Source organism: Pedobacter terrestris, assembly GCF_052343045.1.
Taxonomy (GTDB): Bacteria; Bacteroidota; Bacteroidia; order Sphingobacteriales; family Sphingobacteriaceae; genus Pedobacter.
This window is the reverse complement of record NZ_CP180264.1, coordinates 1,328,985-1,354,592: the sequence shown is the minus strand read 5'-3', so window position 1 is coordinate 1,354,592 and position 25,608 is coordinate 1,328,985. Positions and strand designations below refer to the sequence as shown.

The following is a 25,608-nucleotide window of genomic DNA, read 5'->3' as shown; positions in this document are numbered from 1 at the left end:
AATTATCTGAATAAATCCTGAGCACTATATCTTTTGGTCATGCGCATAGGAACACGTGTATTGCTGTCAAGCTGTACAGAGAAATCGACCTGATCTACGGTATCCATTTCCGAAACTTCTTTTTGCTCAAAATGAAACTGCAGATTTGTTGTTTTCAAGAAAAAAGTATCTGTATGCTGCTCACCTAAATCCCTTAAAATATACTCTTCGTTAAATTGATAGGTTATTGTTGTATCCTTATTCAAAACTTCAAATCCTTGTGCAGTGCGTATCAGATATTTGCCCTTCGATAAATCATGAATCATAGCATGCTTTAGTCCGAAAACGGCATCATTAGCTTCATTCTTATCTCTGAAATTGCGATAATATGCAGAAATCAAATCATAGGCACTATAGCAGATGACCATACAAATGGCTGAGAGCAGCATCGCAATGGTAATTTCCATAAGTGTATACGCGGTAATCCTATTGTTCTGCATTGGCGTTTTGTTGAATTAAACATTGTACACTTCCAAGTGACCTGCCCTGCTGACTGGCTTTTATTTTTATTTTTTTTAATCCATTAACGGCGTTTTCATCGTCTTCAATTTGATAATCAACACTGTCAATACTGATGGAATTTTCCTTAACATAACCAAGGGTGCGTATTTCATCTGCGAGAACTTCCATTTGGTTTTGTGCTTTGACTTTTGTGTAAGATGTGCTACTGCCAATTACATTGGAAAACAAACCCATTGCGACAGAAAAAATCACCATGATAATAACCATAGCTATCAACACTTCAATGAGTGTTGAGCTTTCTATTTTTTCACGCATTACTTTAGCCATGTTAAAAGTTTTTTCTCCTTACTGTTGCCAGTGAAAATTCTGGAGCTCAGGTAATATTTACTCCGAGCCGGCCGGCTTATTTTAGCGTCCACAAGGAAATTTTCGTAGAGCGTACCCTTTCTTTGCAGCAAAAAACGGTTACAGGAAACTTTGCCCTGGATCGTAAAATCACTAGCCATTTTTATAATTCCGGAACAATAGATTTCTCCTTTTACAATAGATTTTTCGCCAATATCTACCTGAGTCTGTAACGATGACCTATTGGCTTCATAACTGAGTATAACACCTTCTAAGGTGCTTGTATTTCCAAGTACAATTTTGGCTTGCCCAATCAATTTCTCTGCACTGATCAATACCAGCGCCGATGGATAATTTAATTTAACTTGATTGCCTACTACGATTGAATCTTTGGCAAAGACCTGGCAATTGCCTTGAAAACCACTTTCAATTTTTACTGTAGAGGCAAAAATCATCACCTGATCCAATTTGGCATTCTTGCTGATGGTTAGTGCGCTATCGCATTGGATAATGATGTTGCCTTCCAATTCCGCGTCTACAACGGTGCCTTTAGCCAGTCTTATAATTTGTGTAGAATCCAGGAAACTGTTTTTTATCCCTTTGGCATTTACTGCGCTTAACCTTCCGGCTCCTTGTTCAAAATAAGCAGATAAAGGTTTTAAAAAGTCGTCTTCTAAACCTTTAAGCTGGCGCTTACTGTCACTGGTTTTTCCAAAAACCATTTCATCGCCGGTATAGGGTTTTCCGTCCACATAAGATTTTCGCATCCCAGATTTTGGCACTTCCACATTTCCCCGGATCCGTGTATCCCCGCTTACTGACAATGGCCGATCTTCATCGCTCAGGTATAAAGCAAGCGCATCTTGCTCAGTGTTGACGGCCAGGAGACCAGCTTGCTTCAAGGTATCTTGCTGAATAAAAGCCTTTACCGTTGCCAGATCATACAAACCCCATTGCTTTTTCGATACGTATACACTGTCGGTTTGATCGCCGTATAAGTCAATTCCATTATTCAAAAAAGATTGCGTGGCGTTATCTGTAAGCAGAAGGTTCCAACCAGATTTTAAATTGTTTTGAAGCCGGGCCATCCGCAATTCTTTTAAATAGCTGGCGCGATAATGTGCAGCAAGCATAATTACAGATGCCGATATAATGGCAATGAAAAATGCAACAACAATAGAGAAATAAAGCGCACCTGCTTTAACCATCTTAACGTTTGCTTATCTGTTTTTTCAACTGCTCAATTTCTTTACCTTGCTGAATAAGATGCAGCGTGAGTTCCTCTACTTTTTTCAGCAAAAGTTTATTCATCTCGCCAAGTGCAATACCATTGGTTTCTACCTCTGCAGCCGATGGCATTTCGGGCAAATGGCCATTTTGCTTGATTTGTTTTTCTATATCAGCAAGGCTTGGAAGTGCATATTCCGGTTTAAAGACATAATCTGGCCAGCCAGTAGATCTCACCTGGATTTCAGAGGCACCTATTTTTCCGTTAACAGATAATCTTTCCTGAGGATTAGATGTGCCGATGCCGACATTTCCATTTCCGTGTATCCACATTAAATTTTGAAGATTACTATTGTTGTCAAAATTGTAAAAGGAAAAACCACCATTGGCCCCGGGACCTTGATTTGAAATAAAATCAGTTTCGCCACCACCGCCACTGCGATTCCAGCCTATCAATAGTTTTCCACTTCCGGCTAAGTAACTTAAATTGCCTAAGGTTCCATTGATATCTAAATTGCCTCCTCCTAATAAAAAATCGCCATTTACTTCTAATCTGCTTAGAGGATTAGAAGTGCCAATACCAAAGCGGTCACCTTTCAAAGTCATATAGGTTTGGTCTTTCGTACCCCATGATTGAATTTCATTATAAGGATCTCTCTTCCACCAGGTTCTCGCATCTACTCCGGGATTAAGAAAAGAAATGTCTATTGCTATCCCATCATATAATGACGTAGACCACCAATTGTTCCCCGGAGAGTCGCGGTACAACCATAGTTTTCGAATAAAAGTATTTCCTGTTATGCCTTGCTTGGAGTCAATCTCAACGAAATCGCCTTGCGCATATCCCAAAACCTGTGCATTTCCTTTCCTTATAAACAATAAGCAAAAGCTTAACGATAAACCTAAAACATATAAATTCTTCATAGTATTCGGTTTTCTAATTTTCTTCATTCGATTTTCTTTCAAGATGATCCATGCGTTGTATCAGCGATTCAATTTGCTTTTCCTTTTCAATCAGGTGAAGCGTTAATTCTTCGATTTTCTTTTGCTGAAGTTTAAGCATATTGCCTATTTCCAGGCCTTTACTTTCTATCTCTTTAGCTGATGGCATTTCTGGCAAATGACCAGTAAGTTTGATCTGCTTTTCGGTATTGGAAAGACTTAATAGCGTATATTCAGGTTCAAAAACATAATCTGGCCAGCCAGTAGAACGCACCTGGATTTCCCTCGCTCCGATATTCCCATCTACGGAAAGTTTCTCTTTTGGTGTAGTGGTTCCAATACCAACGTTCCCATTAGCGGCAATCCGGATTCTTTCATTTTCACCAGAATACATTGCCAAACCTGTGCTATTACTATGAACATCTTCTGCAACACTTGATATACCTGACCATTTGTTTTCTCCTATATATCCAGAATAGAATTTAATTCCATTAATATCGCCAATATTAAATGCGTTGGTATGAGCAGTAATTAGCCAGCCATTATTTGGTGTTTGTACATCTAACATTCCTACAGGCGTTTTTGTCCCAATTCCGAAGCGATCATTATTCAAGGTCATGTACGTATTATCGCCGGTTCCCCAGGATTGAATTTCATTCCAGGGATCTCGTTTCCACCAGGTTTTGGCATTTACTCCGGGAGTCAAAAAAGAAACATCTACCCCTATACCATCATACAATGACGAAGTAGACCATTGATTTCCGGGATTTTCTCGGTACAACCATAGTTTTCTCATAAAAATATTTCCGGTTGCTCCCTGCTTGGAATCAATCTCAACAAAGTCACCTTTTTCGAATGGTAAAACCTGGGCATTTCCATTATACTTGAATAGGAAACAAAAGCTTAGTGACAAGCCCAAAACATATAACTTCTTCATAGTATTCGGTTTTCTAATTTTCTTTATTCGATTTTCTTTCAAGATGATCCATGCGTTGTATCAGGGATTTTATTTGTTTATCTTTTTCGATTAAATGAAGTGTCAGCTCTTCTACTTTCTTAAGTAAAAGTTTGTTCATTTCTCCAAGAGCTACACCATTGGTTTCTACATCTTTTGCAGATGGTATTTCTGAAAGATGTCCGCTAAGTTTTATCTGTTGTTCAATTTCTGGAAGAGAGGGCAATTGATAATCTGCTTTGAAAACATAATCCGGCCAGCCATCTGATCGAATCTGAATTTCAGTTGCACCAATTTTTCCGTTTACAGATAGCCGCTCTTGCGGGCTCGAGGTTCCGATTCCTATTCTGGCTGCATCCAAGACCAAAGGCTGATTTCCCCCTCCTGAGCTTAGAATCACCGGATAATCGTTGTTTAAAAAAGGAAAATCTGCAATGGTTGTAGTTATTCTAAAAACACGGGCATCACCGCTACCGGTTCGCGCCGGATAAATATTAGAATTTCCATATACGGTTAAAGGAGCATCGGGAACAGTTGTACCGATTCCAACTTTTCCACCTAGAGGAGAAATCAATAAGTCACCTCCCCAAGCAGTCAGGTTGTAATTGTGCGTACCAATTACTGCCTTACCACCGAAACCGGTACCAATTACCAAGCGGTCGGTAGTATTGTCGGCTCCGCCAAAATCTGCGGCGATCCATCCAGTGTTCGGTTGTGCGTCCAAACCAGAAGTATAGGCATTAAACGAACTTCTGCTGTTGGTATAAGCTCCGGCATTGCCCACACGTATACCGCCATTATTTTCTATAGCCGTCACGTTTCCAATTCGCGTTCCGCCGGTAAAATCTCCTCCATAATTTAGTGAAAGTACATTACCGCCATCATGTACGATGGCACGACCACCCGAGCCACGCGGTGGGTAAGAAAGGAATACGTCAGCCGCACCATTAAACTCAAATTTGGGTTCTTGGGCATGTACCGCCGCACTAAATATGAATAAGAAAAAGAAACAAGTAAAAAACTTATTGATTGTCATATATTTTTGTCTATTAAAACACTAACTACTTATTGTTTATTTCTAACTTGCGCTCGATCGCTTTGAGTCTATCTTCCTGTTCCTGACTAATTTTTTGTTGCTTTTTCAGTTCCTTATCTTTCTCAATTAAATGCAACGTCAACTCTTCTACTTTCTTAAGTAAAAGCTTGTTCATTTCTCCAAGAGCTACACCATTGGTTTCTACATCTTTTGCAGATGGTATTTCTGAAAGATGTCCGCTAAGTTTTATCTGTTGTTCAATTTCTGGAAGAGAGGGCAATTGATAATCTGCTTTGAAAACATAATCCGGCCAGCCATCTGATCGAACCTGAATTTCAGATGCACCAATTTTTCCTGCTACTGAAAGTTTTTCGGCGGGCGTAGTGGTACCAATACCGACGTTACCTGCATTCAAATAACTTACTTGTTCATTTACACCGTTGGCCAACTGGATTACGGGCGTACCGCCTGAATTTCCATTGGTAATTCTCAGTCCTAAAGAAAAACGGTGTGTTGCCCAGCCATCATTCAAATCAACGATGTCTCCGTCATCGGCCAGTTTAATTCCGCCGCCCGTTGCATTGCCGGTTGATACGATCAAACTGCCGGTTGTACGAATGTCGCCGTCGGTTACGTCCAGTTTATATTGCGGATTCGTCGTGCCGATTCCGACAGATCCGCCCATTAAATAACTGTTGCCCAAAACATTGAGGTAGACGCGTCTTTCGCCTTGATGGCTTACTGAAAAGCCACGTTCATAAGCCGCCTGGTTGGTAAACCATTCCAATACACCATCTTGTGGCGAATACAGTTTCTTATCGGCAGAGTTGTAATCAAAACCAATACCTCCGCCTTTTATCGTTAGTTTTTGATCCGGTGTAAGTGTGCCTATTCCGACGTTTGCGCTTTCCGGAAAAACGTTCTGGGCTTGCGAAAACAGCGGAATTAACAATGCTATGGCCACAATTAAATTTTTCGTCATATTACTTCAGTTGCTTTTGAATGTTTTCTAAAAGTTGCTGTTGCTTACTCAGTGTCGACTTCATTAGGTTTAACTCCTCTTGCTGACTATTAAGTTGTTTGTCTTTAAGTATGAGATGCAGCGTCAATTCTTCAATTTTTTTAAGCAGAAGCTTATTAATTTCGCCAAGTGCAATACCATTAGTTTCTACCTCTGCAGCCGATGGCATTTCGGGCAAATGGCCATTTTGCTTGATTTGTTTTTCTATATCAGCAAGGCTTAGAAGTGCATATTCCGGTTTAAAGACATAATCTGGCCAGTTTGCCGATTCTACTCTAACTTCTCTAGCTCGAATTTTACCTTCGACATTTAACTTTTCGGTAAGACTGGTAGTTCCGATGCCAACATTGCCTGTTGCAACTAAACCTGCGTCGACATATAATTTATTGAAATAGTTATTGGGACCACCACCATATTGCAGCGGGCTTCGTGCAGAATTCTCTCCGGAGCTTTCCAGATAAAGAATATTGGAACCATCAGCAGCCAACCTAAATTGTGGTCCACCACTGCCGTAGCGATGAAAGGCTAATGTTGGAGATGAATTGCTGACTGTTTGGTTGTTATTTACGATTTCGATGCTATTAGTAGTTAACGCAGCATTGGTCCAGCTATACCCACCCATATTTGGATTTCCGTAGCTAAACCAACCTTGCCCATCTACAATCGCTTTTCCATAGGTTTGTAACAAGACCTTAGACCACTCTTGGCTTGCGTTATCATTGGTTTTACGAAAAAATAGATTTTGGTCAAAAAAACTTCCCGAAAACTGCATGGCGTAATTATTTACTGTATTGCTATGCCTTACATCGAGCAAGTGCCACCAACTTGCGGCTCCCCCGGGATAATTAGTTGGATTGGAGGTTTCGAAAAAGCCAGACTTTGCGCCTGCATTTCCTTGCAAACTTGCGTTGTCTCTTACTTCGGTTTGCGCTAAAGAAAGTAGTGGAGATAGGAGGATTAGAATGGTTAATGTAGATGTTTTAGTCATCTTATTTCAGTTTATTTAATATTTCAATTAATAACTTGCCCTGTTTTTCGAGTGCATAATTCAGGCTTTTTATCTCTTTGTCTTTTTGAATCAGGTGTAAGGTCAGCTCTTCAATTTTCTGTTGTTGTAGTTTCAACATCTCGCCTACAGCAAGGCCATTGGTTTCAACTTCTTTGGCAGATGGCATTTCAGGTAAGTGACCGTTTGCTCTAATCTGTTTTTCAATTTCCGAAAGCGAGGGCAAATGATATTCTGGCTTAAAAACATAATCTGGCCAGCCGTCTGATCGAACCTGGATTTCAGATGCACCAATTTTCCCTGCTACTGAAAGTTTTTCTGTTGGACTTGTTGTACCAATTCCAACATCACTCATCAGCAAGATCTTATTGCCTCCATTAGACCTGATGATCATTCCAGCTTCATCACCATTTGACTCGATGAGTCCGTTTGAACCTTCAGACCATATCCGGATATTGTCCCAGTTTGCAGCTTGATTGTCTTTGTTGTACACCTGCAAAACCCCGTTGATATCCAGTTTGGTCTGGGGAGCATCTGTACCGATGCCTAAATTTCCTGCGCCCATCCAGGACATAATGGTCTTCGGTCCATTTTTGTAGGCGCCTAAAACAAGATAAGGATTTGTAGTAGTGCTGACATAGTTAAAATGGAATTCATCTTCCGTACTTGAAGCATTTTCACTAAATTTACCTTTAAACAGAATAGTTGCAAGCCCCCCGTTTGCGTTCGGTGCAAATCTTAAGGTAGGTCTGTTCTCTTCGATCTGTAATCCATTTCCACCAAAAAAGAAATTCGGAGTAAGTATTCCGATGCCTGCGTTTCCGTCATTTGGAAAGGTGTTTTGAGCTGCAGCAAATTTACTTATCAGTAGTGTTGCGATTAATATAGATTGTAGTTTCATTATCGAGGTTTGGTTTCTTGTTCATCCTTCTTTTTATCTTTTTTGACCAAAAATTTAGGTATCCATTTTTTGAACCTCGAAGGTTTTTGTTGCACCAGGATCCCATTTTTATATTGGAATACTTGTATACTGTCTTTAGCAAAGTACCTTGTAATTTTACCACTTAATTGACCATTGATATATCTTCCTTTCTCCATTACATAACCAGAGTCTGAGTATTTTTCAAAAGCCCCTTGTAAAATGCCTTTTTTAAAATGTACAACTTTTGACAAGTGACCATTTTCGAACCAGTTGCTCCATAAGCCATCTTTAAGCCCCATTTTAAAGTTCCCTTGCTCTTTCAGGTTTTTGGTGAGAAAGTATTCGTTATATAATCCGTTCAATAACTTTCCACTAAAGCCACCTTGCGTACTTCGGATTTGATTTCCACTGTACCAGTAATAAATTCGTTCTACATTCGCCTGAGGCTTTTTTTGATCTGTAGATTGAATATGAAAGACTGCCTTATGATCTTCATAGTTTATGGTATGACTGTATTCAGAAATATCAAAAATTTGTTTTTGCGCTGACGCCGAGAACACACTTATGAATAAAAAGCAAATGACTGTTAATCGTGTTGAAAGCAACATTATTTATTTATTGTTAGGTTTTTGGATATACCCTGATAGCTAATTTTTACAGAATCGCCCAGGTATTTGATAAATTTTACGCCCGCTTTGTTTTCGCCTTCGCTCATCATGAACTCTTTCCCTTCAATGCTAATAATTGCGATTGGCCTTTTTTGTGCCGAATTAATGATGTTACCCAAATAATGAATGTTGGCGAAATTCGCCGTAGGTTTAGGTAAAATAACGGGCTGATGAATATTTTGCGTAGCTAATGGTTTAATGTTAAGATCCGTTTCTACATGATCTATTCCACCAAATGGATCTCCATAATTTAAATTAACGGAAACGGTATCCAAAGTGTGGTCTTCACCTTTGAAGTATGCCTCCTTTACATAATTACTTGTTGGCATAGGAGAATCTTCTTCTGAAATACTGGCGAATACACGGTAAAATATAATACCCCATATGCCGAGTACGCAGATGGACAATATTATAATGGTACTTTTATTTTTACTCATGCCTATTGCAATGTGAAACTTCTGAATGGACTGAATTCGCCAACGTTACCACCTTTGTCTATTGCACGAACACGCCACAATATCGTTTCTCCAGAATTCCCAAGGCTGAATGATGCTTCTAAGGATGTTGTACTTAATGGATAAGTATTATTAAAAACGGATCCATCATTTTTATAGATATACAATTCATAACGATCTGCATCGCTTACCTTATTCCACAACAACCGAACGGGTTTGGCAACAGATTGCTGATCCGTTGGTAAGCTTAAAACTACCGCAGCAGGCGGAGTTGCATCGTAAGTGAAGGATCTTACGGTGCTCCATTTCGAAGTTTCCGTTGCATTTTCTGCTCTTACCCGAAACTGATAAGTCCCTTCTGCTGTTAACTTTTGTATAAAACTCAAATTATCGGTAGCAATATTGATGGTAAGGTTGGCTTCATCTAAAAAGTTATTATTATCTATTTGGAGCCTGTAACTCGTAGCCCCAAAAAGCCTTTGCCATTCAAATGTCCAATCGGCGGATGCAGAATAATTTCCATTTGCTGGCGATTTTAAGGTAACGATCTGATCTGTCAGCGCTGAGGGATAAATAGTGAAACTTCTCTTAACATATGCGGTGGCACTGCTTCCATTTTCAGCGCGAACACGCCATTCATACTTTCCCGGATCGAGGGTAAAAGCAAATTTATCTGTAGTGACGGTAGTATCAAGCGCCACAATTGAAACGCTATCAAAACTAGGCGATACCACTTCGAGTTTATATTTAAGCGCATCGTCCAGTTTATTCCACCAGAAAGTTTGCAGATAGGTACTCGTTTCCAAACGATCTCCAGGAGCAATGATGGCTATCGTCTGGTCTTTTATTGAAGGTTCAATAAACTCGCTGCAACCGAAATGACAGATTAAAGAGAACAGTAAGGCGATCTTAAGTATTGATGTGTTGCGCGTCATATAATGGCAAAATATTGTAATATAAAAGTGTTAACTTATCTTAATCTTCTAGTTTCTTGCAAGCACTTTAGATCATACATTTTAGCAAACAGGTGATTTTCGGAGATTAAAATATCATCCGGCGCAAACATTGTTTTTGCACAAAAAATAACCTTTCCTGTTTAAAATGCACAGACATAAAACAGCATGCACTTCGACCTCTTTAGATGATCAAAATATACTGCAAAAAAATGGGGATGTTGTTTGGTTTTACGACTAAATCAAGGCGCCTGAACAGACCAGGTCTTTAAATAAAAGATATCGGGAGCAAGCGTTAGAAATAGACATTATCATAATTAGTTTTTTTACAAATATCTAATTTAATGGTTAAAAGGCAAAGGATTTTAACACTTTTGTTCGCATATTTTGGGTTTGATAAATAGGTTCACCGAACTCAATAAAAAAGCAGATTCTCTTCGCTCACCAATATGATAACTTGTAATAAAAGCTTTTGTATTTTAAAAACCAAGTCCCGTCATTGCTATAAAACGCCAATCAGCCGAGACGAACAAATTAAAACTTGGCTCACTTATTTGCATCAAATTTCAAGAGCAGGCCATTTAAAACATTAACCTCATCTGCTCTTGCAAGATCATTATGAATCTCATCGACGAAATTGATCACGAGGTCATATTCTCCAGATCCAGAAATCCGCCCTCGTTTAATTATTTTATCGATTTCTTTCAATTTTACCTCTTCAACGGATCCAAAATCAAGCGTCAAAACGTAAGCCTGTAATTCCAGAACCATCGATAATGGCATATGCCTTGAAATTTGCTCATCAATATCTGCACTCATGGCTTTAATTAATTTATTATTACGGTTAGCATAAGCTTCATTAATAAGCATATTGCACTCAACGAAAGATGATTGCATTTGTATAGGAAAGCCACCCTTTTCAATCATAAACTGATTAAACAAAAGGCATTTATTTTTCAGTTTTTCTAATTCTTTATTCATCGTTGTAACTGAATAGGTTTAGGCTCAGGTTTTTTTTAAGTGCATCCGTAGCCATCCCATCAGGGTCTATCATTAATATTGGATTATTCATCGTATAAATTAATGCTGTTATTTGTGCAATCCCTCTTCGGTTTAAGTAAAATCTACGGTTCCTTCCGGTTTGTATTCTATTCCATCAATATAATTGCGCAAACTGCCATTTCTGTTTTTGCGGAGGTTTCATCCGGTAGCATCATATATTTGGATAAAATTGATTTCGGCATCATCCGATATGAATCGACGAACCTAAAAGGATTGTTGAAAGTATAATTATATAGACTGTATTGTCTCATCTTCTGAGTGTGCGGATCCATCAAATTCCATCTTCCTATTACAGGATTAGAACCTTGCGCCGTAATTATATTGGCTCAATTCATCTGTAATTTACAACTTACAAATTAGTTTACATCTGAATATGAACAGTCTTCCTCATTGCCACGTGGAAAATATGGTTTTCCTCGAAGTTTATAACTGATAACCTTACTTTCCTCTGGTAGTAACCGTCTAATTCTAAGAGAGTAGCCAGATGAATCCTTATGAACAAAGCCTTTCAAAAATTTAATAAAGTCAAGTTTGACTGTATCATTGAAAGAAGCAACATTTATAGTTTTAATCTTTTCCGAAGTTTTTTGAAGAACAACATTTTCTTCAAAAAAAGTTTGTTCGAGTCCCTTAGGAATTTTAAATAGATAATTTGGCTTCAAACATGCATATTCATCAAGTTCACCGTCAAAAGTTCCAGTGATCTGTTTAGGTTCTTGAAAAGAATAAAAATAAACATTATTCGTTGAGTCAACTATAAAGTTATATCTTCCAAACTTTACTTCAGGTGGTAATAAAACAACCCCGTCAGATCTGGTATGGATTGCTTTGTATACGCTATCTTGTTTGGAAATTATATACTCAAACTTAGACTCATTTCTACATGAGGTAAAAAAAAATGCATACGTATATAAAAATATGCAAAACATTTTTTTTAAATTATTTATTTTCTTTAACATCTTGGTTATACGATCTTATGAATTTTGTTGTGCTTTTTATTACATCCATTTGCAAACTAAAATTCAAAAATGCACCTGATTTCCCATTCGATAAATTTTTGTGATCAATTTGTCCGCTATTTGTTATTGCTTCTAATTTTTGTGCATAATCTTTTGTGCCAGGCTGGATAGTTCCTTTATTCAACTCTTGTCTTAATTCTCTAAGTCTATTTTGGTCTGGAAAAGCATGTACGAACGATTCATGTCCTAATGTAGAAATAGTTTTTTCCAAGCCTTGACCTTTTTTAAGCCAAATTTGCTCTACGACTTTTCCTCTTGCATCATATTTATTGTCATTTCCACCAAAGCCATCTTCATTCAATTCATTTCCATCGGATTTATTCGTGGTTGTGCGCCCCAATACTGTGGCTCCATTTCCTGTCCCTAAATTGTCCGAAGAGCCTAATGCTAAAAGATCATTTGCAAACTCACCGTCTTTTTTTGCAACAAATAAATGACTTTTCTTTCCAATTGTAATATTTAGAGATTGGCCTTTCTTAAGATAACTTGAGATAAAAGCCAATCCATTTTTTGTTTTCAAAAATTCAAGTAGTGCCTGTTTATGCTCATCATCAGTGAGATTATTAATATCGACGTCTCTTCCATCAGGATCTATTAATGACGAAGGAAGATTCAAAGAATATGTGTAAGATGTAACTCCATAATACTTTTCCGCCTTTGGATCCACCACATTCCATCTGCCAATCACCGGGTCATAGAACCTTGCGCCATAACCGAAGCTTTGCTGAGCTCATGAGTACCGCTAAACAATGTTAAGTAAATGACGAATAATCATACTGATCTCCCAGCTCTTCTTGCAACTCCTTGCCGTTGTAAAGGTACTTATTTACAAGAGAACTTGGGGAACCTTTCTTGCGCATTCCAAAGGCATAGTAGTCGTCTCGCTGAATGACTTCCAATTGGTTGTTATTGGCCGGATTAAAATAAAACGTGGCCCGCACATTCCCTAAATGGTCACTCAGATTGTAACGGTAGCTGCATTCATTACTGCCATTATTCTGTGCGATTCCTTCTTCGGTTTGAATAAAATCTATTGTTCCTTCTGGTTTGTATTCTATCCCATCAATATAATTGCGCACGCTATTATTGCTGTTTTTCCGCAGCTTTCTTCCGGTAGCATCATAAGTATAGTTCAAATTGATGCTGGAGATGCGTTTAGGCAAGTTCAGTTGATTGTATTCAACATTAAAGTGCAAACGTCCGTCTACTATCGCATTGCCATTGGCGTCATATTCATAGCCGTCGGTTACATTACCAACATACCACAATTGGTTGCCGTTTGGATAATCGTACCAGTTTGGATTGCCTCCATCTCTCGCCAGGGTTTCAATATTGTCCATTACATCATAGGTCAACTCTTCACTCATGCTCACGCCGGTACTAGCGCCTTTTGTCAAACGGTTAAACCTTACTTTTTTATGCAATAAAGTTCTCTTATATTTTCATTGTAACAACGGTTGGATATGAGTAATACATTAAACACCGGAAGCAAGATTGTCACGCTAAGAAAGGCAAAAGACTGGTCGCAGGGCGACCTTGCCCAACAGATTGGGGCATCCCGTGAAATCATCGGAAAGTACGAACGCAACGAGAACCTGCCATCGATAGAGATGGTGGCAAAGATGGCAAGGGCATTCGAGGTAACGGTGGATTTTTTAATTGGAGAGGGCGAGAACGCATCCTACGAAAAGGAAACCGTGGAACGCATCAACGACATACAGAAGATGGATGCAGATACACAGTCAGGCCTGTTCAACGTAATCGACACCTACATACAGAACTTCAAGACCAAAAAGGCATTCGCCAAATAACTCAAAAAAGCCCAGCAGTTTCTAAACTGCCGGGCTTTGACGTACACAACTCGCTTGAACGACCGTCCTCATCTGCCAAACGAGGTATGCTCATTTACATACTCAATGAATTTTCGTTCTGAAGTCACGAATACACTTGTGTTTGCAAACTCTGCATCCCCATTATAAAGTTTAACACTTTTTTCTCCAGCATTTAATCTTATCAACTGACCTTCCGTAATTCCCAAAGGTATATAACCATAAAACTCGCCATACCCATTTTCTAACCTATAGGGATACAGCCATTTTGGATCTGGAATGCTAAAGGCTTCTTTACTCGATTTGATAACTTTAAACTTGATTACACCAAAAGCACGATCTGTCGATTTATTATAGGAAATTATACGTCCGGTGAAATCGATACTGTTTTTTTCTAAAATAATTTCAGCTGGCTTTTTCTCATCCTTGCTTTTATAATACCACAAAATAACGAGAAGAGATAAAACCAACGTCAAAAAAAAAGCTTTTTTTAATCCCATTTTACTTTACTTAAATTGTCTAGAAATATATCCTGCAATTGCTGAGGGTTGAGGGGCAACAGCATTCATAATTCGATCTCCAATGCTTCTTTGAGCTGTTGGCTTAACATCATTTAACAGCACCGATTTACCCTCCCGTAAATCAACAGAGCCAAAATTCCCTGACGCACCGACACCAACGTTCACACCAATTGAAATGCCTTTCCAACCAGGAGCGGAAAAATCTTCTGTTGAAGAAAACGCAGAGAGAGATAAACCTCCACCAAAGCCGCCTTTTATATCAGCAGAAACTCCTACAGAATAAGAAGAACCAGCAAATGTTGTAGGGTCATATGTATCACTAGTATTATACCCTACGAAAAAGCTACCGCCAACACCTGCTGCAAAACTTGCCTGCGCCCCTAGCTTCATACCACCATCTACACCAGCATAAACATAGTTATAACCACCAAATTCACTACTTGTAAATTGTGCTGTGGTTAAATTAACCCGGTAATCAACTCCTGCTATAAATCCAAAACCGGCACTAGCCTGTATAGTTGAACCAAGCACAAATTTATTTGGATCTATACCCGACAACCCCAAATCTAAGTTCTGATTAGAGCCAAGAGCAAAAGGAACGTTATAGTGTTGATCTGCACCGTCTGTCTTAATTCTAATCTCCTTATCATCTGTACCCTTGAATATGATATCAGGCGGAGCAGCATACATTCCGTCAACATCTATGAAACGAATGGGATTATTAAGGATATAGCTGTAAGGACTAAACCTCCTTGATGTTTCAGAAAGTGGATCTATGGTGTTGAAACGCCCTATCACCGGGTCATAGAACCTCGCGCCGTAATCATACTGATCACCCAGCTCCTCTTGCAACTCCTTGCCGTTGTAAAGGTACTTATTTACAGTAGAACTTGGAGAACCCTTCTTGCGCATTCCAAAAGCATAGTAGTCGTCTCGCTGAATGACTTCCAATTGGTTGTTATTGGCCGGATTAAAATAAAACGTGGCCCGTACATTCCCTAAATGATCACTCAGGTTATAGCGGTAACTGTATTCATTACTGCCATTATTCTGTGCGATTCCTTCTTCGGTTTGAATAAAATCTATTGTTCCTTCTGGTTTGTATTCTATCCCATCAATATAATTGCGCAGGCTATTATTGCTGTTTTTCCGCAGCTTTCTTCCGGTAGCATCATAAGTATAGTTTAAATTGATGTTGGAGATGCGTTTAGGCAGGTTCAACTGATTGTATTCAATATTGTAATGTAAACGCCCGTCTACTATCGCATTGCCATTGGCATCATATTCGTAAGCGTCAGTTACATAACCAACATACCACAATTTGTTGCCGTTCGGATAATCGTACCAGTTTGGATTGCCGCCATCTCTGGCCAGTGTTTCAATATTGCCCATTACATCATAAGTGAGTCTTCACTCATGCTCACGCCAGTACTACTGCCTTTTGTCAAACGGTTAAGTTTATCATAAGTGTAGGTGAATACGTTAGGGAACGTATTTCCGGTTCCCCAGTATTGGTTGGAAATATTACCGTTGTAATTGGGGTTAGTTCCGTCCTGATATTTCAGCTCCATACTGAACTCGTTGCTGGTACTTTTGGTGAGCCAGCTGCGTTCATTGTAGGCGTAGCTGGTGGTTTGCGCATCGTTATGTAGTTTCTTTTCCTTTAACTGATGCGTAAAATGCTCAAAACCAAACCGAGCTCTGAAAAATCAGGGCTCGGTTTAAGTTCAAAAATTTTGTTAACACGCAGCACGCGTGCGCCAGCGAGGGAAAACGAAGCCCAAAGTTAGGCTTCGTTTGGTTATAATCATGAGTACAGCTACGCGCCAAAATGCGCAAGCTGACGATAAGCCATCAAAAAAAATGAAATTAGGTCAACTTCGCACTATTTAAAATGATGGTACCAATTACCATTAGAATCCCTATCGACTGTTTCTTGTGATTCAAAGTCTATTTGAACAAAAGGTATTGCTTGTTCAGGATATTTGTGTCTACATAGTGTGTCTTCAAGCTTGATCATTATTTCATAATTTAACTTAAGTTCTGATTTTATTTTGTCCGATTCTACGCAAATCCAAATTACTAAATTCTTTGGATCTATATCGTAGGCACCATACCAGTCAATCCAAAATTTTTCCCGACATACAGGTATAATAATAAGTTTCATATCCTCTACAATATCAAGAATTTTTCTTTTAAGCGACAATGGAGAATAGAAAAGCTTTGAGATATTAATCATAATTCTACTTTATATGAGTTATTATATTTACTCCGTTTTGTTCGAGTATTGGTTTTTCAATAGTCATCCAGATACTGGTTGGCCTCGGTCCCAATGATGTTGTAATAAAATTAACTTCCCCTCTAGCACCTTCTGCAAAACTTCTTGATAAACTATTCCAGATTGGGTTTGAAATCGATCGTGACAAATATGGACTAATTGCATTCATTATTCTACCTCTTGTTGTCATTTCGAGGGTTTTCATTCCGTTAGATTTTGCAAATTCCAATGCAGCGTCTTTTGCAATATTACCGCCAGACCAAAATACTCTTCCTCCAGCATTCGTAGCCGTGAGTGCCGCCCCTGTCTTCACCAAGCTTATAATACCACCAGTTGCTAAATCTATAATCCAGTTTGCATCTTGAAGTGGAATACCTCCTAATACTTTTCCACTAAAAGGATCTATCTCAGCACCCGTGTAATACCTTTTTACAAACAGATTACTTGCATCAGTATTTAACCGATCAGGATAGCCCATAAAGAGGTTTCCTGTTTGGTTTCTATAGTTAAGTCGAACTTCAGCGAGAACGGCATTGTACGCTTTCAATGCTCTAGCTTCCCCTTTATTTGCACTTACTGTTATGTCGTCTAATCCAATTTGATCTTTCTTCGTATTAAAATTATTCCAAACTTCAGGTGTAACGTTATTAACTTTAACCGTATCTAATCCTAACGGATCAATTGTATTTATTGGATTGCTCAGAACATAGTTGTATCCTGTGGTTGAATAGTGATTTTCTGCTAAACCGTCTACCACATTCCATCTTCCAATTACCGGGTCATAGAACCTAGCCCCGTAATCATACTGAAGCTATTTCAAAGTCCAATTTTCTATTTTACCTTTTGGTGAGAATATGAGTTGATTAGATTGTTTTATTTCATATAAAGGACTATTGGATTCACTTCCGTCTTTGTCGCAAAAATGATTAATTTTGTAATTAATGACTAGATCTAATTTCCCGTCATTATTCAAATCTATATTATTTACATTTAAAGTTCCAAATTTATATTGGTCACAATCTGTACTTTTATAAATATTTTTCAAGAAAATCGGCGAAAATTGATCTTTTGAAAAATTGTAAATAGATAGCTCTATATTACCTCTAAAATTTCGCATTGTCATAATTTGAACACCTCTATCTAAGGCTGAAGTTTTAATTAGATAATAATCATCTATGTTTATGTAGCTTAATGTTTTAGTAGAATGATTCACTACTACTAGAAACTTAGAGCTTAAAACTTTCGCTGTAGTTTTGCTTAAAATCACTGTAATCAAGTCAGCACTCCCGTAGTTTTTTATATATATTCCCTGCTTCATGATTACAGTATCAATGTTACTAGCCTTTATTGGATCTTCATTACTTGATAAATATTTAGCAAATAATTCTTTATACGTTTTACTATCTTTTATAAGCTTTTTTTGATTAAAAACAGAATCATAGATATTAATATGACTCTGTCCTTTAACAGAAGATATTATATTAACTAAGATTGCGAGTATTATATATTTCATTTCTTCTTTTCCTTTTTATAATAATTTTCCGAAGTTCCATCAAATGCACTATTTAATAACTCTAATACTTCTTCTAAATAATTTGGATTACCGCCGCCATTATAACGTTTTGTAGCTGCATCCCAATTTTTCCCTCTCCATGTAACGTTATATCCTATTACCTTTCCCTTCTTATCTTTAATTGCAGTAGTTTGTAACCCTTTGGTATATAATATACGAATACCCGCATGTAGACTTTGATTAGGTGTAGCACTTTTTCCTTTTTCTAGGCCAAAAGCCTTCTTACTATCACTCCAATCAGTTTGACCGGAAGTTGTGGTAACATTTGACTGCATAATATCGCTTTTACCTTTTTGTCCATATTTTCCTTCGAGTGTACCACCATTTGTTTCTTCAATAGTTATTGCTTTTACTAAAGTCGGATCCAAATCTGACGGTCTATCTCCAGTAAGTGACAATCCTCCCGGTGTCTTAGGAAGTTGGTCATCAGATAAATTATTGAAAAGAAATGTTTGTGCAGCAATATTATAATCATATTTCTGAAAAACTGGACTTTCATATCCTTTAATTATTTTCGGCATGGACGCTTCAACGTAAGAGCCATTAACATCAACAAATGTTTGAAATTGTGTACTAGATGCCGTTCTACTCACCTCTTGACCTTTAGAATTGAAGTACACTATATCATTACCATCTGGATCTATAAAGATTATTGGATTATTGACAGCATATACATAAGGTGTTACGTTTGGGTATTTTTCTGCTTTATTATCAATCACATTCCATCTTCCAATAACCGGATCATAAAACCTTGCCCCGTAATCGTACTGATCACCCAGCTCTTCTTGCAATTCCTTGCCGTTATAAAGATACTTATTTACAGTAGAATTTGGAGAGCCTTTTTTGCGCATTCCAAAGGCATAGTAGTCGTCGCGTTGTAAAACTTCTAATTGGTTGCTTATCGGGTTAATATAAAACGTGGCCCGTACATTCCCCAAATGATCACTCAGGTTATAGCGGTAACTGTATTCATTGTTGCCGTTGTTTTGTGCAATACCTTCTTCTGTTTGAATGAAATCTATTGTTCCTTCAGGTTTGTATTCTATACCATCAATATAATTGCGCAAACTGCCGTTGTTGTTTTTGCGCAGCTTTCTTCCGTTAGCATCATAGGTATAGTTCAAATTGATGTTGGAGATGCGTTTGGGCAGGTTCAATTGATTGTATTCAACATCAAAATGCAAACGCCCATCTACGATTGCATTGCCATTCGCATCGTATTCGTATGCGTCAGTTACATAACCAACATACCACAATTGGTTGCCGTGCGGATAATCGTACCAGTTCGGGTTTCCTCCATCTCTCGCCAGTGTTTCAATATTTCCCATCACATCATAGGTCATCTCCTCACTCATGGCTACGCCTGTACTGCTGCCTTTTGTCAATCGGTTGAGTTTGTCATAGGTATAGGTAAAAACGTTGGGGAAATTATTTCCGCTTCCCCAATACTGGTTGGAAATATTACCATTGTAACTCGGAGAAGTTCCATCCTGGTATTTCAACTCCATACTGAACTCGTTGCTGGTACTTTTGGTCAACCATCCCCTTTCGTTGTAGGCAAAACTGGTGCTTTTGTGCATCGTTATGCAGTTTCTCTTCCTTTAACTGATGCGTAAAATGCTCAAAACCAAACCGAGTCCTGATTTTTCAGGGCTCGGTTTAAGTTCAAAAATTTTGTTCACACGCGGCACGCGTGCGCCAGCGAGGGGAACTGGGCAAGATTGTAGAAACATCGGGCAATATCATCGGCCGTTATGAAAGGGATGAGGTTAAACCCTCTATAGAAGTTGTAATCCGTATGGCTGATGCCCTTGAAGTATCGCTTGATTATCTCGTTGGCAAAACCGATATGGAACTTGACAGCTCCACCCTTAACAGAATACAGGAAGTATCAAAACTGCCTGAAGAAGATAAAAAACAGGTATTCCTGGTAATTGATGCACTAATCAGGGACTTTAAGGCCAAAAAAGCCTATGCAGGATAACAACCGCCACCTGGAAATTCTCCAGGCGCTGGCCAATGGCACCTACCCCGTAACAGGAGAAGTGTTCCCTGCAGACAGCCCGTACAACCAGCCCGAAATCATAAGGGCGCTTTTCTTCGCAATTAACCAACTTGAAGTTCTGGCTAAACAAGGCAACAAAGGTTTAGCATGGAATGAACAAGAAGATAACCTGCTCTCGCAACGTTTTAACGAAGGCATCAAGATTACCCAACTCGCTAAACTCCATTCTCGGACCTACGGAGCCATCAAAGCAAGGCTCATCAAACTTGGAGTCCTATAGAAATAACAAAGCCCGACAATTTTTAAACTGCTGGGCTTTGATTTATCTATTTTAGAATATTTTCAGCATTAAGTAAACTATCTGCCGTAATTTTAGAAATAGACCGGGCGTAATGCCCAATTTGATAAGTATAAATAATAGTTGGACTTTCGACTTTTTCCGGATAATTGTACTGTATCTCTAACAGTCGCTCTTTACCATTTTCATTGTGAAGCTTAAATACGTCCAATTCACCTTCAATATTACACCCAGAAAAAGTGATTGCTTTCCTCTTGTGACCAACATTTTTTTCATTTCCTGACCAGCCGATAAAGTTTTCACTTCTTTCTTTTATACTCCAATTAACGGGGAGAAGAGCAATACCCAATTCCTTCCTTTTATTATTATAGGACGGTCCATACTTATTTTGGCATTCCTTAACAATAATTGAATAAACAATAAAACATATATAAGCCAGTATAGAAATAGATACTATTCCAATATATAGATTAATAACATATTTTCTATTCATAAACTATCTTTTAGGAAGCATATTGGAAATAACCCTGCCATTAGACGAAACAAAAATAACCTTTGATCCATTTAACACACCACTTGCATTAATAGCTTTATTTGCTAAACCAGGTCCGACACTAGTTGGCACTCCTCCAAAACCTAGGGCTCTTACAAGACTAGGCGCCCATCCTCCAATATTCGTAGCTAATGTTGATAAACTAGCCAATGCTCCAAATGGCGCGGCAGCACCTCCAACACTTAAAGAAAGAGCTGATGTCCCTTCTTTATTTACGTATGAATTAAATTGCATCCCGTGATCGTTTCTGAAATTTTCTAATGATTTACTAACGGTATTTAGTGCTGATAGATCCCCTTTGGAATCTGATCTACTGACAGTAGTTGCCCCATTATTTACCGTAGACACTTTATCTCCATCAACTGTAGTTACGCTGGTCTTGGTTGTCACGTCCCCATATACAGTAGCCTCAGTATTACTATTTGAAATTATATTTGTTGAAGACATAACACTTTTTGTAGTAATACTACCTGTTTCTGTTTGAACAACTGTTGTGGTAGTTGTGGTCTGAGTTACATGAAGCTTATGATTTTTGTCTTCCGTACTGGTTACTGTCGTATTCACTCTCTTTTGCGGATCTTCTGCCTCCATCCCATCGGGATCGATAAACCGTACAGGGTTATTAAGCGCATAAACATAAGGGCTTGTCTTCCTGTCCTTCTCTGCTAAAGGATCAATCACATTCCACCTGCCGATTATTGGGTCATAGAACCTTGCACCGTAATCGTACTGGTCACCCAGCTCTTCTTGCAACTCCTTGCCATTGTAAAGATACTTATTTACAGTAGAATTTGGAGAACCTTTCTTACGCATTCCAAAGGCATAGTAGTCGTCGCGCTGTAAAACTTCTAATTGGTTGGTTGTTGGATTAATATAAAAGCTTGTTCTAACATTACCTACCCTTCGGCAAGCTCAGGACACGATATGGTCACTTAAGTTATAGTGGTAACTGTATTCATTGTTGCCATTGTTTTGTGCAATACCTTCTTCGGTTTGAATGAAATCTATTGTTCCTTCTGGTTTGTATTCTATACCATCAATATAATTGCGCAGGCTATTATTGCTGTTTTTGCGCAGTTTTCTGCCGCTAGCATCATAAGTATAGTTTAAATTGATATTGGAGATGCGTTTAGGTAGGTTTAATTGATTGTATTCAACATTAAAATGCAATCGCCCGTCTACTATCGCATTTCCATTGGCATCATATTCGTAGGCGTCGGTTACATTACCAACATACACAATTTGTTCCCGTTCGGATAATCGTACCAGTTCGGGTTTCCTCCATCTCTCGCCAGGGTGTCGATATTGCCCATTACATCATAGGTCAGCTCTTCACTCATGCTCACGCCTGTACTGCTGCCTTTTGTCAAACGGTTGAGTTTGTCATACGTGTAAGTAAAAACATTAGGGAAATTATTTCCGGTTCCCCAATACTGGTTGGATATATTGCTATTGTAACTCGGAGAAGTTCCATGCTGGTATTTCAGCTCCATGCTGAACTCGTTGCTGGTACTTTTGGTTAGCCAACCCCGTTCATTATAGGCAAAACTGGTGCTTTGTGCATCGTTATGGCAGTTTCTTTTCCTTTAACTGATGCCTGAAATACTCAAAACCAAATCGAGCCCTGAAAAACCAGGACTCGATTGTTGTTAATAGACATATTCACACGCAGCACGCGTGCGCCAGCTTTGGCACTATCGGGGTTCTTTTTTTCGGAATATTTTTATCAATAAACAAATGCAAAAGACAAAAAGAGTTGCCATCACAAAAGCACTACTTTCAATCCTGGCTAAATCTCCTGATAGTCCTTTTTTAAATATTTTAAATAGAGGGATATCTCCACTAAAAAAAAATGGGCGATTTCAAAAAAAAGATAATTCAAAATAAGCCTAAGTTTTACTCCTATTTTTTTTCCAAACAAAATTATCATTAGCACCGAGGTTATTGTACTAATTAATACGCCTAAGAACATAGAGATTGGAGCCATTCCGGTTGCGCCATCACTAAAATCTGAGCTGAGAAAAATTATAAAATAAAATAAAATGGCGCAAACGTATTGCAGGACAATAAGAATTACTGAATAGTCTGTTAATCTATTGCTGAACCCATCCATTGCCATTCCATTTATATGTTCCCTCACTTAATTTGCTAATATCATTAAAAAATGTAAAAATGCTATGCGATGCCTCCCTACTATCTTCATAATAATTAGAATCTGAAATCCCTTTTTGTCTTTCATTTGCCAACCATCCAAAGCCATCAGAATCTTTTCTTCCGTTTTTATTCTTATGAAGAAATTGCATAGTTTTTATATCTGGGTCAGCCTCAAGACTTCCAGCTTGAAAAGGATCAAAATCGGCTACGAGTGTTATTTTTAATTGAGTTTGCAATTCTTTAGGTAAGGAGCCTATATATTCTTTCAACGCTTCAACATACCCTTTTCCATACGCACCACCCATACTGTGTGTAATTATTTTTATCGTTTCAATAATATTTCCTTGTTTGTCTTTTGCCAAATTTGCTACTATTGTCGCAGCATCTCTCTTTCCTTGACCAAAACCATCCATAACTCTACCAGAAGCTGTATTAACTCCTATCGGATTATCAGAAGCAAGGCCAAACCAGCCTCCCATAGCTCCATCCCTATAAATAGATTTGTTATCTCTTAATTGCGTCATTACTGCACCATCAAACGATTTCCCACCCCTATTCCAATAATCATTAGACCCTCTCCAATTGTAGCTATTCGTTCCTTTTCGCCAACTTTCATAGCTGTAGCCCCCTCTCCAAAATGGTTTCCATTAATAAAAATCACTACATTTCCGTCGGGATCTATAGCATTACTAGGTTGGTTTAATGCGTATACATATGGAGAAGTTGCAAAATATAGTTCAGATTTATTATCATTTTTATTCCACCTGCCAATCACCGGGTCATAGAACCTCGCGCCGTAATCATATTGGCTTAAAACTGTATTGCATCTTATATTAAATTAAGTAACCGTAAATGTATAATTATAGGCAATATATTAAGGACTATTAAAACAGTAATCCATAAAACATGAATTATTCCAGACTTTTTCAACAAATAACTTATTACTATATTTAGAAGAATATAATAGATTATAGTACTTATATAAATAAATCCGATAACAAATACACCTAGGCCTACGTCAGGTTTTGAAGCGTAATAAAAAAACAATACTATACTTACAAATATTTCCCCTAATGTAACTAATCGTAAAAATTTTAGTATTTTATTTAAATTCATTATTTATTCCACAGTTACTTTTACGCCTTTACTTCTAAAATATTCCGCGATCTCATCCAAATTTGTTCCTATTGAATGGCCTTCTAAATAATCTCCTTCATGGGTTTTATTTCCATATTTATTCTCAACACCGTTAATCCAAGAAAAACTTGTTTTTCCTTTTAATGGAGATAAAAAATTCCCTCTAGATGCGACTCTATCTTTTGATGAGGATATCTGCGTTCCTTTAATGCTTGATGGATGATTAAAGTCAGCAGGTTGATGAGGTTCAAGGTAAACCATCTCCTGAAGAACTCTTCTCGCAATAGCCATATTAAGTGCTTTTATAGTGGCGTGCTCCGCTGTCATGTCATTACTAAACGACCATCCTAGGATTTTCCTATCAGCAAGATCAATTAAATTAGTAAGATATAGCCATCCTGATCCAGTTTTGATGTAGGTAATATCACCAACCCATTTTTGAGATAGACCGTCTGTAGAAAAATCTCTGCAAGGAGGTTTTCAGCAAGTTTGAATTTATGTTTAGAATCTGTGGTTACCTTAAATTGCTTCCGAATCTTACTGCGCAGATTTAATTTCCTCATCAACCTGGCAACATAAGAACGTGATATCCTATAGTTTTTCTTGTTCAGTTCTAAGGCAATTCGAGGACTACCATGATTACTATCCTGGTGCGCTTCTTTTACCAGTAAAATCAATTCCTCTGTTTTCTTATCCCTATTGCTTTTTGATCTAGAAATCCACTTATAAAACGAACTACTACTGGTATTTATAATCTTGCACATCTTCTCAACCGAGAACAAGTTCATATACATCTTTATGAACTCATACTTTCTCAGTCGCCCTTGGAAAAGACGGTTACTGCCTTTTCTAAGATCATATTTTCCAATTCAGCATCCTTCAATTGCTTTTTTAAGATTCTGATCTCTTGCTCTTCAGCTGTCAGTTTATTATCTAATGGCAAAACTGTCCCTCCATTAAATCTTGGATCCTGACGCCATTTACTTAATCTACTGGGTGCTAAATCTAATTCTTTTGCTGCTTCTGTAACCGAATCCTTTAAATAGGATAACTCTACTGCCATTTTTTTAAATGACTCATCAAATACTCTTGCCATGTTTTAACAAATTTAATTCTATTTCTTAAATCTGCCTCCACTCAAGGGTACC

General features: G+C 38.1%; 34 protein-coding genes and 3 pseudogenes. 4 read left to right on the top strand and 33 right to left on the bottom strand.

Features of this window, described 5'->3' with window-relative positions; genetic code table 11:
- Positions 1-2: 2 nt before the first annotated feature.
- The 16 genes and pseudogenes from ACJVDH_RS05935 to ACJVDH_RS05860 form a co-directional block, all read right to left on the bottom strand.
- Positions 3-479, bottom strand: a complete 477-nt coding sequence (locus ACJVDH_RS05935; protein ID WP_443946642.1) for a hypothetical protein — start codon at positions 477-479, stop codon at positions 3-5.
- Positions 466-828 (bottom strand): PilW family protein, encoded by a 363-nt coding sequence (locus ACJVDH_RS05930; RefSeq protein WP_443946641.1) that lies wholly within the window; start codon positions 826-828, stop codon positions 466-468. Before ACJVDH_RS05930 ends, ACJVDH_RS05935 begins: the two co-directional genes overlap by 14 nt.
- Positions 816-2,054 (bottom strand): hypothetical protein, encoded by a 1,239-nt coding sequence (locus ACJVDH_RS05925; protein ID WP_443946640.1) that lies wholly within the window; start codon positions 2,052-2,054, stop codon positions 816-818. The genes ACJVDH_RS05930 and ACJVDH_RS05925 overlap by 13 nt, the downstream gene beginning before the upstream one ends.
- A 1-nt stretch (position 2,055) precedes the next feature.
- Positions 2,056-2,997 (bottom strand): hypothetical protein, encoded by a 942-nt coding sequence (locus ACJVDH_RS05920; protein WP_443946639.1) that lies wholly within the window; start codon positions 2,995-2,997, stop codon positions 2,056-2,058.
- A gap of 13 nt (positions 2,998-3,010) precedes the next feature.
- Entirely contained in the window at positions 3,011-3,952 is a 942-nt protein-coding gene (locus tag ACJVDH_RS05915; RefSeq protein ID WP_443946638.1) for a hypothetical protein, read from the bottom strand.
- A 13-nt stretch (positions 3,953-3,965) separates the two neighbouring features.
- A complete protein-coding gene (locus tag ACJVDH_RS05910) occupies positions 3,966-5,006 on the bottom strand; it encodes a hypothetical protein (protein WP_443946637.1) in 1,041 nt (346 codons plus the stop codon).
- A 25-nt stretch (positions 5,007-5,031) separates the two neighbouring features.
- Positions 5,032-5,988 carry a hypothetical protein gene (locus ACJVDH_RS05905; protein ID WP_443946636.1) on the bottom strand — a complete coding sequence of 319 codons (957 nt, stop codon included), beginning with the start codon at positions 5,986-5,988 and terminating at the stop codon, positions 5,032-5,034.
- A 1-nt stretch (position 5,989) separates the two neighbouring features.
- Positions 5,990-7,015: a hypothetical protein gene (locus ACJVDH_RS05900; RefSeq protein ID WP_443946635.1), complete on the bottom strand. Its 1,026-nt coding sequence runs from the start codon at positions 7,013-7,015 to the stop codon at positions 5,990-5,992.
- 1 nt (position 7,016) lies between these two features.
- Entirely contained in the window at positions 7,017-7,934 is a 918-nt protein-coding gene (locus tag ACJVDH_RS05895; protein WP_443946634.1) for a hypothetical protein, read from the bottom strand.
- The gene (locus ACJVDH_RS05890; protein WP_443946633.1) at positions 7,934-8,563 is read right to left on the bottom strand and encodes a toxin-antitoxin system YwqK family antitoxin; all 630 of its coding nucleotides are present in this window, start codon (positions 8,561-8,563) and stop codon (positions 7,934-7,936) included. Before ACJVDH_RS05890 ends, ACJVDH_RS05895 begins: the two co-directional genes overlap by 1 nt.
- Complete coding sequence (locus ACJVDH_RS05885; RefSeq protein WP_443946632.1) at positions 8,563-9,060, bottom strand: hypothetical protein; 498 nt, start codon at positions 9,058-9,060, stop codon at positions 8,563-8,565. Before ACJVDH_RS05885 ends, ACJVDH_RS05890 begins: the two co-directional genes overlap by 1 nt.
- Positions 9,061-9,062: 2 nt before the next feature.
- Positions 9,063-10,013, bottom strand: a complete 951-nt coding sequence (locus ACJVDH_RS05880) for a hypothetical protein (protein WP_443946631.1) — start codon at positions 10,011-10,013, stop codon at positions 9,063-9,065.
- A 564-nt stretch (positions 10,014-10,577) separates the two neighbouring features.
- Positions 10,578-11,012 (bottom strand): hypothetical protein, encoded by a 435-nt coding sequence (locus ACJVDH_RS05875; RefSeq protein WP_443946630.1) that lies wholly within the window; start codon positions 11,010-11,012, stop codon positions 10,578-10,580.
- 437 nt (positions 11,013-11,449) lie between these two features.
- The gene (locus ACJVDH_RS05870) at positions 11,450-12,052 is read right to left on the bottom strand and encodes a hypothetical protein (RefSeq protein ID WP_443946629.1); all 603 of its coding nucleotides are present in this window, start codon (positions 12,050-12,052) and stop codon (positions 11,450-11,452) included.
- A pseudogene (locus ACJVDH_RS05865) lies at positions 12,033-12,818 on the bottom strand (hypothetical protein); the annotation flags it as partial. The pseudogene ACJVDH_RS05865 and the gene ACJVDH_RS05870, both read right to left, overlap by 20 nt.
- Before the next feature lie 46 nt (positions 12,819-12,864).
- The gene (locus tag ACJVDH_RS05860; RefSeq protein WP_443946628.1) at positions 12,865-13,536 is read right to left on the bottom strand and encodes an RHS repeat domain-containing protein; all 672 of its coding nucleotides are present in this window, start codon (positions 13,534-13,536) and stop codon (positions 12,865-12,867) included.
- 39 nt (positions 13,537-13,575) lie between these two features.
- Here ACJVDH_RS05860 and ACJVDH_RS05855 point away from each other — a divergent pair, with 39 nt between their 5' ends.
- Positions 13,576-13,923 carry a helix-turn-helix domain-containing protein gene (locus tag ACJVDH_RS05855; protein WP_443946627.1) on the top strand — a complete coding sequence of 116 codons (348 nt, stop codon included), beginning with the start codon at positions 13,576-13,578 and terminating at the stop codon, positions 13,921-13,923.
- A gap of 68 nt (positions 13,924-13,991) precedes the next feature.
- On the opposite strand, the gene ACJVDH_RS05850 is transcribed toward ACJVDH_RS05855, so the two are convergent.
- The 7 genes and pseudogenes from ACJVDH_RS05850 to ACJVDH_RS05820 all read right to left on the bottom strand — a co-directional run bounded on the left by ACJVDH_RS05850 (position 13,992) and on the right by ACJVDH_RS05820 (position 19,893).
- Positions 13,992-14,441 (bottom strand): hypothetical protein, encoded by a 450-nt coding sequence (locus ACJVDH_RS05850; protein WP_443946626.1) that lies wholly within the window; start codon positions 14,439-14,441, stop codon positions 13,992-13,994.
- Positions 14,442-14,447: 6 nt separating this feature from the next.
- On the bottom strand, positions 14,448-15,854 hold the full coding sequence (locus ACJVDH_RS05845) for an RHS repeat domain-containing protein (protein WP_443946625.1): 1,407 nt from the start codon (positions 15,852-15,854) through the stop codon (positions 14,448-14,450).
- Positions 15,854-16,033 (bottom strand): hypothetical protein, encoded by a 180-nt coding sequence (locus tag ACJVDH_RS05840; RefSeq protein ID WP_443946624.1) that lies wholly within the window; start codon positions 16,031-16,033, stop codon positions 15,854-15,856. The genes ACJVDH_RS05845 and ACJVDH_RS05840 overlap by 1 nt, the downstream gene beginning before the upstream one ends.
- 314 nt (positions 16,034-16,347) lie before the next feature.
- Positions 16,348-16,701, bottom strand: coding sequence for a hypothetical protein (locus ACJVDH_RS05835; protein ID WP_443946592.1), 354 nt, complete (start codon positions 16,699-16,701; stop codon positions 16,348-16,350).
- A gap of 4 nt (positions 16,702-16,705) precedes the next feature.
- A pseudogene (locus ACJVDH_RS05830) lies at positions 16,706-17,533 on the bottom strand (RHS repeat-associated core domain-containing protein); the annotation flags it as partial.
- Positions 17,534-17,551: 18 nt separating this feature from the next.
- A complete protein-coding gene (locus tag ACJVDH_RS05825) occupies positions 17,552-18,253 on the bottom strand; it encodes a hypothetical protein (RefSeq protein ID WP_443946623.1) in 702 nt (233 codons plus the stop codon).
- On the bottom strand, positions 18,250-19,893 hold the full coding sequence (locus ACJVDH_RS05820) for an RHS repeat domain-containing protein (RefSeq protein WP_443946622.1): 1,644 nt from the start codon (positions 19,891-19,893) through the stop codon (positions 18,250-18,252). Before ACJVDH_RS05820 ends, ACJVDH_RS05825 begins: the two co-directional genes overlap by 4 nt.
- 113 nt (positions 19,894-20,006) lie before the next feature.
- Between ACJVDH_RS05820 and ACJVDH_RS05815 the strand changes: the two genes are divergently transcribed.
- Positions 20,007-20,297, top strand: a complete 291-nt coding sequence (locus ACJVDH_RS05815) for a helix-turn-helix domain-containing protein (protein ID WP_443946621.1) — start codon at positions 20,007-20,009, stop codon at positions 20,295-20,297.
- Entirely contained in the window at positions 20,287-20,598 is a 312-nt protein-coding gene (locus ACJVDH_RS05810; RefSeq protein ID WP_443946620.1) for a hypothetical protein, read from the top strand. Before ACJVDH_RS05815 ends, ACJVDH_RS05810 begins: the two co-directional genes overlap by 11 nt.
- A gap of 46 nt (positions 20,599-20,644) precedes the next feature.
- Here the strand turns inward: ACJVDH_RS05810 and ACJVDH_RS05805 are convergent, their stop codons facing one another.
- The 4 genes from ACJVDH_RS05805 to ACJVDH_RS05790 all read right to left on the bottom strand — a co-directional run bounded on the left by ACJVDH_RS05805 (position 20,645) and on the right by ACJVDH_RS05790 (position 22,662).
- Positions 20,645-21,109, bottom strand: coding sequence for a hypothetical protein (locus ACJVDH_RS05805; protein WP_443946619.1), 465 nt, complete (start codon positions 21,107-21,109; stop codon positions 20,645-20,647).
- A 3-nt stretch (positions 21,110-21,112) separates the two neighbouring features.
- A complete protein-coding gene (locus ACJVDH_RS05800; RefSeq protein ID WP_443946618.1) occupies positions 21,113-21,982 on the bottom strand; it encodes an RHS repeat-associated core domain-containing protein in 870 nt (289 codons plus the stop codon).
- A 99-nt stretch (positions 21,983-22,081) separates the two neighbouring features.
- Positions 22,082-22,408 carry a hypothetical protein gene (locus tag ACJVDH_RS05795; RefSeq protein ID WP_443946617.1) on the bottom strand — a complete coding sequence of 109 codons (327 nt, stop codon included), beginning with the start codon at positions 22,406-22,408 and terminating at the stop codon, positions 22,082-22,084.
- Positions 22,390-22,662, bottom strand: coding sequence for a hypothetical protein (locus ACJVDH_RS05790; RefSeq protein WP_443946616.1), 273 nt, complete (start codon positions 22,660-22,662; stop codon positions 22,390-22,392). The genes ACJVDH_RS05795 and ACJVDH_RS05790 overlap by 19 nt, the downstream gene beginning before the upstream one ends.
- Before the next feature lie 244 nt (positions 22,663-22,906).
- Here ACJVDH_RS05790 and ACJVDH_RS05785 point away from each other — a divergent pair, with 244 nt between their 5' ends.
- Positions 22,907-23,056, top strand: a complete 150-nt coding sequence (locus ACJVDH_RS05785) for a hypothetical protein (RefSeq protein WP_443946615.1) — start codon at positions 22,907-22,909, stop codon at positions 23,054-23,056.
- A 206-nt stretch (positions 23,057-23,262) separates the two neighbouring features.
- Here the strand turns inward: ACJVDH_RS05785 and ACJVDH_RS05780 are convergent, their stop codons facing one another.
- The 6 genes and pseudogenes from ACJVDH_RS05780 to ACJVDH_RS05755 all read right to left on the bottom strand — a co-directional run bounded on the left by ACJVDH_RS05780 (position 23,263) and on the right by ACJVDH_RS05755 (position 25,556).
- Positions 23,263-23,847, bottom strand: coding sequence for a hypothetical protein (locus tag ACJVDH_RS05780; protein WP_443946614.1), 585 nt, complete (start codon positions 23,845-23,847; stop codon positions 23,263-23,265).
- Positions 23,847-24,155, bottom strand: a complete 309-nt coding sequence (locus ACJVDH_RS05775) for an RHS repeat-associated core domain-containing protein (RefSeq protein ID WP_443947606.1) — start codon at positions 24,153-24,155, stop codon at positions 23,847-23,849. The genes ACJVDH_RS05780 and ACJVDH_RS05775 overlap by 1 nt, the downstream gene beginning before the upstream one ends.
- Before the next feature lie 287 nt (positions 24,156-24,442).
- Positions 24,443-24,751, bottom strand: a complete 309-nt coding sequence (locus ACJVDH_RS05770) for a hypothetical protein (protein ID WP_443946613.1) — start codon at positions 24,749-24,751, stop codon at positions 24,443-24,445.
- 36 nt (positions 24,752-24,787) lie between these two features.
- Positions 24,788-24,874: pseudogene (locus ACJVDH_RS05765) on the bottom strand (hypothetical protein); the annotation flags it as partial.
- Positions 24,835-25,224 (bottom strand): IS3 family transposase, encoded by a 390-nt coding sequence (locus ACJVDH_RS05760; protein WP_443946612.1) that lies wholly within the window; start codon positions 25,222-25,224, stop codon positions 24,835-24,837. The gene ACJVDH_RS05760 and the pseudogene ACJVDH_RS05765, both read right to left, overlap by 40 nt.
- A gap of 50 nt (positions 25,225-25,274) precedes the next feature.
- Positions 25,275-25,556, bottom strand: coding sequence for a transposase (locus ACJVDH_RS05755; protein WP_443946611.1), 282 nt, complete (start codon positions 25,554-25,556; stop codon positions 25,275-25,277).
- Positions 25,557-25,608 lie beyond the last annotated feature (52 nt).